The sequence below is a fragment of the Streptomyces sp. 2114.4 genome (genome assembly GCF_900187385.1).
In the GTDB taxonomy this organism is placed as follows: Bacteria; Actinomycetota; Actinomycetes; order Streptomycetales; family Streptomycetaceae; genus Streptomyces; species Streptomyces mooreae.
Map to the genome: position 1 here is coordinate 5,591,903 of NZ_FYEY01000001.1, position 12,814 is coordinate 5,604,716.

9 protein-coding genes are annotated in these 12,814 nt (G+C 72.5%); 2 read left to right on the forward strand and 7 right to left on the reverse strand.

From position 1 onward, the window contains the following. Positions 1–125 precede the first annotated feature (125 nt). The gene (locus CFW40_RS24780) at positions 126–518 is read left to right on the forward strand and encodes an SCO5389 family protein (RefSeq protein WP_030080104.1); all 393 of its coding nucleotides are present in this window, start codon (positions 126–128) and stop codon (positions 516–518) included. Between the two features lie 192 nt (positions 519–710). Here the strand turns inward: CFW40_RS24780 and CFW40_RS24785 are convergent, their stop codons facing one another. Beyond that, positions 711–1,760 (reverse strand): LLM class flavin-dependent oxidoreductase, encoded by a 1,050-nt coding sequence (locus CFW40_RS24785; RefSeq protein WP_088800077.1) that lies wholly within the window; start codon positions 1,758–1,760, stop codon positions 711–713. Positions 1,761–1,946: 186 nt separating this feature from the next. Between CFW40_RS24785 and CFW40_RS24790 the strand changes: the two genes are divergently transcribed. Beyond that, positions 1,947–2,294, forward strand: a complete 348-nt coding sequence (locus tag CFW40_RS24790; protein WP_088800078.1) for an ATP/GTP-binding protein — start codon at positions 1,947–1,949, stop codon at positions 2,292–2,294. Positions 2,295–2,392: 98 nt separating this feature from the next. On the opposite strand, the gene CFW40_RS24795 is transcribed toward CFW40_RS24790, so the two are convergent. From CFW40_RS24795 to scy, 6 genes are all read right to left on the reverse strand, one after another. Beyond that, the gene (locus CFW40_RS24795; protein ID WP_220457247.1) at positions 2,393–3,778 is read right to left on the reverse strand and encodes an ABC transporter permease; all 1,386 of its coding nucleotides are present in this window, start codon (positions 3,776–3,778) and stop codon (positions 2,393–2,395) included. Further along, positions 3,775–5,031, reverse strand: a complete 1,257-nt coding sequence (locus CFW40_RS24800; RefSeq protein ID WP_088800080.1) for an ABC transporter ATP-binding protein — start codon at positions 5,029–5,031, stop codon at positions 3,775–3,777. The genes CFW40_RS24795 and CFW40_RS24800 overlap by 4 nt, the downstream gene beginning before the upstream one ends. Positions 5,032–5,320: 289 nt before the next feature. After that, positions 5,321–6,094: an ABC transporter permease gene (locus CFW40_RS24805; protein ID WP_088800082.1), complete on the reverse strand. Its 774-nt coding sequence runs from the start codon at positions 6,092–6,094 to the stop codon at positions 5,321–5,323. A gap of 3 nt (positions 6,095–6,097) precedes the next feature. After that, the gene (locus CFW40_RS24810) at positions 6,098–7,141 is read right to left on the reverse strand and encodes an ABC transporter ATP-binding protein (protein WP_256331301.1); all 1,044 of its coding nucleotides are present in this window, start codon (positions 7,139–7,141) and stop codon (positions 6,098–6,100) included. Positions 7,142–7,333: 192 nt separating this feature from the next. Then, positions 7,334–8,272, reverse strand: a complete 939-nt coding sequence (locus tag CFW40_RS24815) for a cellulose-binding protein (RefSeq protein ID WP_088800086.1) — start codon at positions 8,270–8,272, stop codon at positions 7,334–7,336. Positions 8,273–8,385: 113 nt separating this feature from the next. Next, complete coding sequence (scy, locus tag CFW40_RS24820; RefSeq protein WP_088800088.1) at positions 8,386–12,636, reverse strand: polarized growth protein Scy; 4,251 nt, start codon at positions 12,634–12,636, stop codon at positions 8,386–8,388. Positions 12,637–12,814 lie beyond the last annotated feature (178 nt).

The following is a 12,814-nucleotide window of genomic DNA, read 5'->3' on the forward strand; positions in this document are numbered from 1 at the left end:
TGCGGGCTTCTTGCGCGGCATACCGTTACAGCGGGGGGTTGTGAACCGAACACGCTCCGTCGCAAAGCCCCCAGTCCCGTCCCTAGGCCCCGTCCGTCCCGGCGGGTCCGCGAGAGGAGAACCTCATGTCGCTCGACGTCTCACCGGCCCTCCTCGAACAGGCCGAGCGAGGCGAGGTCGACGAAGCCGCATTTGTCGACTGCGTCCGGACCTCCCTGCCCTACGCATGGGGGATGATCAGCTCTCTGGTGGCCCAGCTGAAGGTGGACGGCGGAGAGTTCGCCGACAATCAGACGCCGCCGCCGGACGAGCAGGCGCGCGGCCAGCTGCTGCGCGCGCTGGCGAGTGACGCCATCCGTGGTTCCCTTGAGCGCCACTTCGGTGTGCGGCTCGCCTTTCAGAACTGCCACCGTGTCGCGGTTTTCCCGCTCGACCCGGTGGTGGACGACCGACTGGCCCGTTTCACGTCCATCCGGGGTCAGCTGCTGAACCAGTCGCCCGAACTCCGCGACTGCTGAACGACGTTGCTGCCGCTGCGCACACGGTGATCACCCGCACCGTGCCGTGCGCCAGCGGCAGCACCACTCACAGCAGGGCGACCGTTCCCTCGTACCGCTCCGTTGTACGGCGCCCTCGCACCGGCGCATCGCAGGCCACGTCACCGTCACCCGCCCACGGCCTGCGCATGCCGTCCGCCGTACCGGACCCGGTCACTCCAGCTGCGACAGCACCTCCGTGCCCAGCCGGCGGACGTTCTCCTCCGTCGCCGCAAGATCGCCGGAGCCCTCGACGAGCAGCGCGAAGCGGGTGATGCCCGTACGCTCCGAGGTCGCCGCCAGCCGGTCCGCGCACCACTGCGGCGGTCCGACGGGGTGCAGCCCGCACAGCAACTCCGTATAAGCATGCGGATCACGCATCGCGCGATAGCGGCCGTCGACCGTCACATGGGCGCCCAGGCCCTGCCGCAGCCAGCCGGGCATCGCCTTCGTCAGGGTCTCCCGCGCGGCCTCGCGGTCGTCGGCGATCTGCACCACGCCGGCCGAGACATGCCCCGCCGCGGCCACCTCGTCGCCGTCCAGCCCGGCCTCCCGCGCGGCCGTCCGCCACAGCGCGATCATCTCCGCCTTCTCCTCGTCGCCGCAGTGCATGCCCAGCAGCATCGGCAGCCCGCGCGCGGCAGCCGTGCGCACCGACGAGGGGGAGGTGCAGGCGACCACGACCGGCGGGCCCGGAGGCCCGGCGCCCGGGTCGTCCGGATCGGTCAGCGCCTCGGCCGGACGCGGTACCACCGCCACTTCGCGGAACGTATAGCGCTCGCCCTGCGCGCCGACCCGGGGCTCCCGCAGCCAGCGCATCAGCAGATCGAGCGATTCCGGGAAGCCGTGGTCATACGCTTCGAGTCCGGAACCGAACACCTCCAGATCGACCCACGGACCGCCCCGGCCGACGCCGAGCGTGAACCGCCCGTCGGAGGTGAGATGCAGCAGCGCCGCCTGCTCACCGAGTGCCACCGGATGCTGGGTCGGCAGCACACTCACCGCCGTCCCGACGCCGATCCTGCGGGTCCGGCCCAGCAGCAGCCCGGCCAGCGTCGCCGCGTTCGGGCAGACGCCGTAGGGTACGAAGTGGTGTTCCGCCAGCCAGACATCGTCGAGTCCGGCCTCCTCCGCGACCTCCGCGGAGCGCACCGCGCGGTGCAGTGCTTCCCCCTGTCCCTGACCGGGGAATTGAGCGGCCAGGATGAAAGCCCCAACGCGCATCGCTCTCTGCCTCCTCGCAGCCGACGCGACTCCCCCTTACAGGCAACAACGTGTGACACGTGCCAAGGGCACGGCCTGACGCGAAATTTCCTGATGATCGCAGAATCCTGCCGAGCGGCGTCCACCCCTGACCGCGCCGCGTACGCTGGTGACAGCCCGTGACTCCGTACATATCCGAGGTGTTCTGTGTCCCCGCGCCGAAACCGCCAGCACGGCGGTGCGAAGCCCATCGACCGCACGGGCGGTGACCCCTACGGCCGGGTGGGGGCGCCTCCCGGCAGCGGCGGCTGGGAGACCACCGAGGAGTGGCGCGGCGAGGACTGGGTCGTGCGGCCCGTCGGGGGCGGCGGCGCGGCCAAGCGCTACCGCTGCCCCGGCTGCGACCAGGAGATTTTGCCCGGAGTCCCGCATGTGGTCGCCTGGCCGCGGCACGGTGACGTCGACGACCGCCGGCACTGGCACAAGGCGTGCTGGAACGCACGGGACCGCCGGAGCGCGCGGCTCCAGCGGTCCCGTAATGCGCCCCGTTACTAGGGGGTGTCTCCCCCTAGGGCAGATACTCCCTTTCGGGGCGCAGGGCGATGCCCTGGCCGCTCCTCGGCGACCGGGGGCGCCGGTGCGGCCGGACGGTCTCAGACGTCGCGCTTGTTGATGACCGCGTAGGCGGCACCGAGAGTGACGGCCGTCAGGCCCGTGACTATCCACAGGGGGTCCCAGCCGGACGGGCCGGTGTTGATGAGGTTGCTGCTGAACATCACGCCGAGCTGGCTGGGGAGCGCGTACTCCAGCAGCCAGATCTGGATGTCCTTGAGGCTCTGCGCCTGCATGAAGATCGCCAGCACCAACGGCAGCAGATAGACGCCGATCATGAGCGTGATCGCGCCCGCGGAGTGCCGCAGCAGGGCGCCGACGGCCAGCGAGAGCAGCCCGATCATGGCGACGAAGAGGCTCACCCCGACCGTGGCCTTGAACCAGTCCCCGCCGGTCGGTTCGTTCTTGATCTCCAGGCCGCTGACCATGGAGTACTGCGCGAGGGCCACGACCGTCGTGGTCACCAGGGCGAGGACGAAGCTCAGGGCGAAGAAGACGATCGCCTTGGCGGTCAGGATCCGGGCGCGGGGCGGGCAGGCCGTGAGGGTGGTGCGGATCATTCCGGTGCCGTACTCGGAGGAGATCACCAGCACGCCCAGCGTGATCAGGGGGATCAGGCCCATCATCATCCCGAAGGTGCCGTAGCTCAGGGGTGAGTCGGGGCCGAGCGTGTCGCTGTGCCCGGCGATGACCGAGCCCGTCAGCAGGCCGATGCCCACCGTCAGGAGGATCATCACGCCCGCCGTCCAGAGCGTCGACTGCACGGAGCGGATCTTTGTCCACTCGGAGAGCAGTGCATGGCCGAGGTGGGTGGGGCGCACCGGGATGGACGAGACATAGCCGCCCGGTCCGCCGGCGTAGGCCTGCTGGGGGTGCGGCTGAGCGGGAGGCTGCGGGGCCTGACCCTGCCCCTGGGCCGGGGCCTGACCTTGGGCCGGGGCCGGGGCCGGGGCCGGTGCCGGTGCCGGGGCCGGTGCCTGGGCTTGGAGCATCATCGTGCCCGCGTCCTTGCCCGGTCCGTGCGCGGCGAGCGGCTGCGGTACGGGCGGCTGCTGGGCCTGCGGAGCCTGCTGGGCCTGGAGGGTCATGGTGCCCGCCTCTTGGGCGGGTGCGGGCTGCCCCGGGGCCTGCTGGGCCTGGAGCATCATCGTGCCCGCTTCCTTGGCGGGGGCGGGCTGCCCGGGGGGCTGTTGGGCCTGGAGCATCATCGTGCCGCCCTCCTGGGCGGGCGCGGGCTGCTGCGGCGCCGGCTGCTGCGCGGGCTGCTCCGGACCGGCGGGCTGCCCCTGGGGCGGGGTGCCCTGCTGCTGCGGTGCGGCGCCCTGCGGGGCGGCGGGCGGCATCGGGGGCGCGGCCGGCATCGGCTGCTGCTGCGCGCCGGTGTCGTGGGGTCCGTGCTCAGGCTGCGGCTGCTGAGGGCTGGTCATCGGGCGTCCTCGTGGTGCGGCGTGGGCTGGTCGGCGGGGGCGGCGGGCGGCATCGGCGCGGCGGGCTGCTGCCCGTACGGGTGGGGTGTGCCGTAGGACTCGGGTCCCCCGTACGGGTGACCTTGAGCCTGCGCCGGCGGCGGATAGCCCGGCCCCGGAGCCGCCCCGGCCGCCTGCTGGGCGTATGGATCCTGCTGGGTGTACGGGTTCGGCTGCCCCTGGCCGGGGACGCCGGCCGGTGCCTGGCCGGGCTGCCCGGCCGCGTATCCGGGGCCGCCCGCGAACCCCTGCGGGGCGTACCCGGCGGGGGCGCCCTGCAGACCGGCCCGTTGGTCGTGTGTCGAGCGGTAGTCCACGGCGCCCTGCGTCAGCTGCATATACGCCTCTTCCAGCGACGCCTGGTGCGGCGACAGCTCCCACAGCCGGACCTCGGCCCGGTGCGCGACATCGCTGATACGGGGGAGCGGCAGCCCGGTCACCCGCAGCGCGCCGTCCGGCTCGGGCACGGCCTGCCCGCCGGCCTCCCCGATCGCGGCGATCAGCTTCTCGCGCTGCTCCGGCTCGGTGTCCGGCGTACGCACCTTGGCGAAATCGGCGGAGTTGGCCGAGATGAAGTCCTTGACGGGCATGTCCGCCATCAGCTGTCCACGGCCGATCACGATCAAGTGCTCGGCGGTCAGCGCCATTTCGCTCATCAGGTGCGAGGAGACGAAGACCGTACGGCCCTCGGACGCCAGCTGCTTCATCAGATTGCGCACCCACAGGATGCCCTCGGGGTCGAGGCCGTTGACCGGCTCGTCGAAGAGCAGCACCTGCGGATCGCCGAGCAGCGCCGCGGCGATGCCCAGCCGCTGGCCCATGCCGAGCGAGAAACCCTTGGAACGCCGCCCCGCGACGTCCTGCAGACCGACCACCCCCAGCACCTCGTCGACGCGGCGGGCGGGAATACCGGACAGCTGGGCGAGCGAGAGCAGATGCTGGCGCGCGCTGCGGCCGCCGTGCACGGCCTTGGCATCGAGCAGCGCGCCCACCTGGCGCGGAGCGTTGGGGAGGCTGCGGAAGGGCCGGCCGGCGATGGTGGCCCGCCCCGAGGTCGGTGCGTCCAGGCCCAGAATCATGCGCATGGTGGTCGACTTACCGGAGCCGTTGGGCCCCAGGAAGCCGGTCACCGTGCCCGGCCTTACCTGGAACGACAGGTTGTACACGGCCGTCTTGGCGCCGTAGCGCTTCGTCAGGCCGACTGCCTCGATCAATTCTCCGCCCCTCGCGAGATGGTCGGGGCAGAGGCGCCCTCGTGCCCCCGTGAGGGTTAGGAGGCTATCCGGCCGTTGACGGTTCCCGTCAATTCCTCATGTCCCCGACTGTCCCGCGGGGTCCTGGATTTGGCGTCTCGCGGCTCGGCGGCATGGCGGCTTCGGGGCTTCGGGGCTTCGCGGCTTGGCGGCTGCGCGCTCCCGCCATTGCGCCTGCGGCCGGGGAGGGGCGCCGGGGCGCGCCCGCGCTGCTCAGGGACGGACGGGACGCAACCGAACGCGGAATCCGTTATGCGTCGCGCTTTTTCAGGAGGACGAATCCGCCGACGAGTGCCGCGGCCGTCCAGGCGATCATGATTGCCAGCCCGCCCCACGGGCCGTACGGAACATCGCTGTTGGCGGGCGTCACCACTTGCATGATCTTTGAGCCCGCCTGGTCCGGCAGAAAGCGGCCGATTTTCCGGGTCGCCGTGACATTTCCGAGAATATTGGAAATGAGGAAGAAGAACGGCATCAGAATGCCCAGCGAAAGCATCGGGCTGCGCAGCATGGTGGCCACCGCCATCGAGAACAGCGCGATCAGCGTCATATAGAGCCCGCCGCCGATCACCGCGCGCAGCACGCCCGGATCCCCGATATGCGCCCGGAGATCGCCCAGCACCGACTGCCCGGCGAAGAACGTCACAAAGCTGGTCGCCAGGCCGACGACGAAGACCAGCGCGGTGGCCACCAGCAGCTTGCAGAACAGGAAGGTGCCGCGCTGCGGTACGGCCGCCAGCGAGGCGCGGATCATGCCGGTGCTGTACTCGTTCGACACCACCAGCACCCCGAAGACGATCATCGCCAGCTGGCCCAGCCCCATCCCGGCGAAGCTGATGTTGGTGGCGTCGAACGCCAGCCGGGCCCTGGCCGGCATCGAGTTGAAGTCGCTGCTGGTCAGGCTGCAGATCACCACACCCAGCCCCACGGTGACCACGACGGCGATGCCCAGCGTCCACACCGTGGACCGCACTGACCTGATCTTGGTCCACTCCGACCGAATGACCTGCCCGACCGCCGCCATCCGTCAGCTCCTCTTCTTCTTCTGCCAGTTTGCGCCCCAGCCGGTCGGCTGCGGTTCGCCCGGCCGTGCCCCGGCCGTCTGCGGCTCTCCCGGGGGCCGTGCCGCCTGCGGCCACCCGCCGGCCTGCGCCGGCACCGGTTCGCCGCCGTGTGCGTGGTACTCCACCGACTCCGCCGTCAGCTGCATGAAGGCCTCCTCCAGGGACGCCTGCTGGGGGCTCAGCTCATGGAGCACCAGCTGGTGTGTGGCGGCCAGTTCGCCCAGCCGCTCCGCGGGCACCCCGTCGACCTCCAGCGAGCCGTTGGCGGCCGCCACCGCCTGCATGCCCTCGGCGTGCAGCAGATCCAGCAGCTTCTCCTGCTCCGGCGACCGCATCCGGACGTAGGACCGCGAATTCTGGTGGATGAAGTCCTTCATCGAGGTGTCCGCCATCAGCCGGCCCTGCCCGATCACGATCAGGTGCTCGGCGGTCAGTGCCATCTCGCTCATCAGATGCGAGGAGACGAAAACGGTGCGGCCCTGGGCGGCGAGGTTCTGCATGAGCGTGCGGATCCAGTGGATGCCCTCGGGGTCGAGGCCGTTGACCGGCTCGTCGAAGAGCAGCACTTGCGGATCGCCCAGCAGCGCCGCGGCGATGCCCAGCCGCTGGCTCATCCCGAGCGAGAACCCCTTCGTCCGCTTCTTGGCGACGGCGCTCAGCCCCACGGTGTCCAGCACCTCGCCGACCCGCCTGCGGGGGATGCCGTTGCTCTGCGCCAGACACAGCAGATGGTTGGCGGCGCTCCGGCCGCCGTGCACCGACTTCGCCTCCAGCAGGGCCCCGATGTACGTCAGCGGATCCTGCAGCTGGCGGTAGTGCCTGCCGTTGATCCGGACCGTGCCCGACGTGGGGTTGTCCAGGTCGAGCATCATCCGCATGGTCGTCGACTTGCCCGCGCCGTTGGGGCCGAGGAAGCCGGTGACGATGCCGGGCCGCACCGTGAAGGTGAGGTCGTCCACGGCGACCTTGTCGCCGTAATGCTTGGTCAGCCCCTCGAGCTCGATCATGTACAGCACGCTAGGCCCGCCCCGTGGCCCCTGCCACCGGTGCGGGGCCGCCCGGCTGACCCCCCGTACGCACCGCGCCCCCGCGCCGCCACAGGAGGCGGTACGGGGGCGCGGTCCGGAACGGTACGGAACCTGCCGGGGCACCAGCCGGCGTCAGCCGGGGAAGGGCCGACGGGCCGGTGGTCCGCCGGGTCAGCGGGTCTGCTGGGCGGGAACGCCGTGCGAGGCGGTCTCGTCCTCGCCGGGGGCGCCGGCCGCGGCCACCGCCGCACCGGTCAGCGTCGCCAGCATCTCGCGGACGTTGGTCAGCTGGGCGTTGATCGAGTCGCGGCGGTTGGTCAGCGCCGCCAGCTCGCGCTCGGATTCGCTGCGGATACGATCCGCCTTGGCATTGGCGTCCGCCACGATGTCCTCGGCCTGGCGCTGCGCGGTCTCCACCGTCTGACGGGCCCGGCGCTCCGCGTCCGTCCGCAGCTTCTCGGCCTCCAGACGGAGCTGTTCGGCGCGGTGCTCGATCTCCGCGAGCCGCTTCTCGGCCTTGGCCTGACGCGAGGCCAGGTCGCGCTCGGACTGCTCACGGCGCTTGGCGAGGTTGGTCTCGAAGTCCGCAGCGGCCTGCGCGGCCTTGGCGCGGGTCTCCTCGAAGAGGGAGTCCGCCTCCTCGCGCTTGGACTGCGCGTCCTTCTGCGCCTCGGCGCGCAGCGTGGCCGCCTCGCCCTTGGCCTTCTCGACGATCCGGGCGCCCTCGTCCTCCGCCTTCGCCTTCCGGTCGGTGGCGAACTGCTCGGCGTCGTTACGGACCTGCTGGGCGGCCGACTCGGCCAGCTCACGGTGCTGCTCGGCGGCCCGGCGGGCCTCTTCGCGCAGATCCTTCGCTTCCTCTTCGGCGAGGCGGAGGATCTTCTCCACGCGCGCACCGAGGCCCGCGTAGGAAGGTTCGGCGTCATTGACCTGCGCCTGGGCGTTCTGCGTTTCGAGGTGCAGCTCCTCGATCCGCTTTTCCAGCGACGTGATGCGGGCCAGCGCGCTGTCGCGGTCCGCGACGAGCTTCGTAATGCGGTCATCCACCTGACCGCGGTCGTACCCACGCCGCACGAGCTCGAAGCCGAAGGGGGAGGAAGTGTCGCTCATGGGGTTCCTGTCGAAGAGACCGGTGAGGTGATAAGGAGAATCCTAGGGGTCATCACGGCGTGTCATCGAGTCATTGCGGGTTTGATCTGGAGAATGACCCCTCATTTGAGTGGCTACCCTTCAGACTGCTTGCCACTCGAACGAGTTGCCCCCGCGCCCGCGGCCGCCTTCACCCCGCCGCCCTTGCCTTCCCCGTTTCCGCCGGGTGCCTCGAACGACTCCAGGGCCTCCAGAACGTCCTGAACGCGGCTGATTTCGGCGTTGATGTCCTCGCGCCGGCGCACCAGGACCTCCAGCTCCCGCTTGCCCTCGTCCACGATCCGGGCGGCCTCCGCCTCGGCCTCGGCGCGCATCCGCTCCGCGTCGCGCACCGCCTCGGCCTTCTTGTTCTCGGCCTCCTTGATCAGGCCCTCGGCCTTCTTCACCGCCGAGATCCGGACCTTGCTCGCCTCGCTGTTGGCATCCGCCACCATCCGGTCGGCCTTCTCCTCGGCCTCCACCTGCTGGGCGGTGGCCTGCGCGATGAGCTTGTCGACCCGTTCGCCGGCGTTCTTCATCGTCTCCGCGGACTCCCGGCGGGCCCGCTCGTGCAGCTCCTCGACCTCGGACTCGATCCGCCGGCGCAGCTCCTCGGCACGCTCCCGGATGCCCGTGGCGTCGCCGCGGGCCTCCTCCAGCAGCGTGTTCGCGTCCGTACGGGCCTTCTCCACCCGGGCATTGCCGTCGGACGTCGCCTCCGCGAGGAGCCGGTCGGCCTCCTTGCGGGCCGCGCCGACCATCGTGTCGGCCTGCTCCTCGGCGGCGGTGGCGGCCTTCAGGGCCTCCTCCTGGGCCTTGGCGACGAGCTGGTCGGCCTGCTCGGCCGCGTCCCCGCGGCGCTTGGCGGCGTCCTTGCGCGCCTCGTCGATCAGCCGGTCCGCCTCCTGCTGCGCCTCCGTGCGGGTCCGCTCGGCCGCCGCCTCGGCGTCCTCCTTGACCTTCGCGGACTCGCCGCGGGTGCGGGTGGCGTGTTCCTGGGCGGCGGTGACCGTCTCGGCCGCTTCCGTGCGCAGCCGGTCCGCCTCCGCGGTGGCCGTCGCGAGCATGCGGTCCGCCTGCTCGCGGGCATCGGCCCGGGTGCGGTCCGCGTCCCGTTCGGCTTCCGCGGTCGTCTCCGCCGCTTCCGTGCGCAGCCGCTCCGCCTCGGTCGCCGCCTCCGACATCAGCTGGTCGGCCTGCTCGGCGGCGTCCGAGCGGGTCTTGTTGGCCGCCTCGCGCGCCTGGTCGCCGGTGTGCTCGGCGTCGAGACGGGCCTTCTCCAGCGCCTCGGCCGCCTCCGTCCGCAGCCGCTCGGCCGCCTCGGTCGCCTCCGCCACCAGGGCCTGCGCCTGCTGCTCGCCCTCGGCCCGCAGCCGCTCGGCGTTCTGCTGGGCCTCCTGGACGGTACGGTCCGCGTCGTCCTGCGCCGACGAGGTCAGCTCGGTCGCCTCGGTGACGATCCGTTCGGCCTCCGTGCGGGCCTCGGTGACCAGACGGTCGGCCTGCTCGGCAGCGTCCGAGCGCATCCGGTTCGCGTCGTTGCGCGCCTCCGCACGGGCCCGCGCCGCGTCCTGCTCGCCCGCGGCCAGCGCGTCCGAGGCGTCGGTGCGCAGCTGCTGCGCCTTCGCCGTGGCGTCCGCGACCAGCTTCTCGGCCTGCGCGGTCGCCTCCGACACCAGCCGGTCGGCCTGCTCGGCGGCCTCGGACCGGACCGTATCGGCGTCCCGGCGCGCCGCGTCCAGGACACCGGCCGCCTCCGTACGGAGCGCGTCGGCCTCCTCGATGGCCTCGGAAACCGCCCGCTCCGCCAGGACCTTGGCGGCCTCCTGGGCCTCCTGGGCCTCCTGCCGCGCCCGTGCGGCGTCCTGCGAGGCGCGCTCCCGCTCGTCGTAGGCGTCCTTGCGGACCCGGTCCGCCTCGTCCTGCGCCTCGGCCTTGGTGCGCTCCGCGGCGTGCTCGGCCGCCGAACGCAGTCCGGCGATCTCCTCACCGGCCTGCTCGTGCAGCCCCGCGACCGCGTCCCGCACCTGCTGTGCGGTCTGCTCGGCCGCCGCCACCAACTCGCCCGCACGCCGGTCCGCTTCCTCGACCAGCCGCTCGGCTTCCTCCTGCGCCTCGCCCACCCGGGTACGGGCCGACGCCAGCAGCTCCTCACTCTGCTCGCGCGCCGCGGTGCGCTCCTGGTGGGCCTCCTCGCGGGCCTCGCCCAGCAGCTGCTCGGCCTCCCGGCGCCGCCGCGCGGCCTCCTCCTGGGCCGCGGCCAGCGCCTGCGCCGCCTCCGCGCCGGTGCGCTCCGCGGCCGTCGCGGCCTCGGCACGCACCCGGTCCGCGGTCTCCTGGGCCTCCGACTTCAGCCGCTCCGCCTCGGCCGACGCCTCGCTGCGCAGCCGCGTCGCCACCGACTCGGCCTCGGCGCGCGCCGACGCGGCGTCGGACGCGGCCTCGTCGCGCAGCCGCTCGGCCTCCGCCTCGGCCTGCTGCTGCAGCATCCGGCGCCGCTCCGCCGACTCCGCCTTGAGCCGGGCCGCGTCCTCCTGGGTCTCCCGGCGCAGCCGCTCCGCCTCCGCGCGGGCGTCGCGCAGCGTCCGCTCGGCGGCGGTGACCTTCTCCTCCGCCTCGCCGTGCAGGCGGTCCAGTTCGGCCTGCGCTTCGGTCCGCAGCTCCGCCGCGGCCTCTTCGGCCGCCGCGCGCAGCCGCGCGGCGGACTCCTCGGCCTCGGTGGTCACCATCTCCGCGGCCTGGGCGCCCTCGGTCAGCAGCTCCTCGGCCTCCGACCGGGCCCGCTCCAGCGCCTCTTCGGCCTGCCGGCGCAGCGCGGTGGCCCGCTCGATGGCCTCCGTCCGCACCCGCTCGCTCTCCGCGACGGCGCCCGAACGGGTCTCCTCGGCATCGGCCTTGGCCTTGCCCAGCAGCTCCTCGGCGGACCCGGCCGCCTCCTCGATCTGCTGGACCGCCTCCCGGCGGGCCTCGCTGCGGATCCGCTCGCCCTCGGCGACCGCGTCCGCGCGCAGCTGCTCGGCCTCACCGCGCAGCCGCCGTGCCTCCTCCTGGAGTTCGGCGGTCTTGGCGCGGTACTCCTTGGTGTCGTCCTTCGCCGCGCCCTTGAGCTGGGCCGCGGTGTCATGCGCCTCTTCGCGCAGCCGGTCCGCCTCGGCCTCGGCCTCGCTGCGCAGCCGTTCGGCCTCCTCGGCGGCCGCCTTGGTGGTGGCCGCGGCGTCCTCCGAGGCCTTGTTCAGCACCTCCTCGGCGGTGCGGGCGGCCTTCGCGAGCTGGGCCGCGGCGTCCTCCGACGCCTTGGACCGGGCGGTCTCCTCCGCCTCGGCGATCAGCCGGTCGGCCTCCGTGCGGGCGTCCTCGCGCAGTTGCTCGGCCTCGGCCTTGAGCGCTTCGGCCTCCTTGGTGGCCTCGCCGACCAGCCGGGCGATCTCCACCTTGGCCGTACGGGTGCGCTGCTCGGTGTCCGACTCGGCCGCCGTCAGCCGCTTGGTGGCGCTCTGCTGCGCCTCCTCGACCAGCTTCTCGGCCTCGGCGCGCGCCTCGCGCAGCGCCTTGTCCGCCTCCTGGACGCGTGCTTCGGCGGTACGGGTCAGCTCCGCGGCCTGGCGGCGGGCCTCCTCCGACTCGGTGCCGACGCTGGTGCGCAGCTGCTCGGCCTGATCGGTGGCCTCCTGGGCCTGGTTGGAGGCGGCGTTCAGCAGCCGCTCGGCGTCGGCCCGGGCGCGGCGCAAAATGCTTTCCGCTTCGGCACGGGCCTCTTCGGCCTCGGTGCCGAGCCGTTCACGGGCGCGTTCGGCCAGCCGCTGGGCCTCGGCCCGGGCGGCCGACAGCGCCTGCTCGGCCTCCCGGCGGGACTCCTCCATCAGCCGGCGGGCCTGCGACTCCGTCCGGGCGCGCAGCTGTTCGGCCCAGGCGACGTTCTCGTTGACGTGCGACTCGACGGTCTGCCGACGCTCGTTGAGCTCTTCATCGAGCCGCTGGCGCCGGGTGACCGCCTCGGCGTGCAGCTCGGCCTCCAGCCGGGACTGCCGCTCCGCCTGCTCCTGCAGCAGCCGCTGGGTCTGCGCCCGCGCCTCGCGCAGCTCGCGCTCGGCGTCCGTACGCAGTTGGTCCGCCTGGATCTGCGCATTGCGCAGCAGCTGTTCGGCCTGATGACTGACGTTGTCGTAGGCAGGACGGGTCGCGAGGTTGCGGCGCGCCTCATGGAGCTTGGCGCGCAGCACCTCGACCTGGTAGCCGAGGTCGTCGGCGTGCTGGACGGCCTTGTCCCGCTCGCTCTTCAGCCGCTCCATCTCGGCCTCGAACTGCGAGAGGTGGTCGTCAGCCTCGTAGCGGTCGTTGCCCCGCACTGCGCGGTCCCATCCGTCCCCTGGTCATGGTGGCGGCCGTCTCCGTCCTGCGGTGCTCGTCCCGTACACGTCACGTCGTACCGGACTCGCGCCCCTCGGAGCTGACCCTTCCGAAGAAATGGTGTCAGATCATCGGCAGAGTATGGACCGAGCCCCACTCCCTTACCCCGGCCGAAGC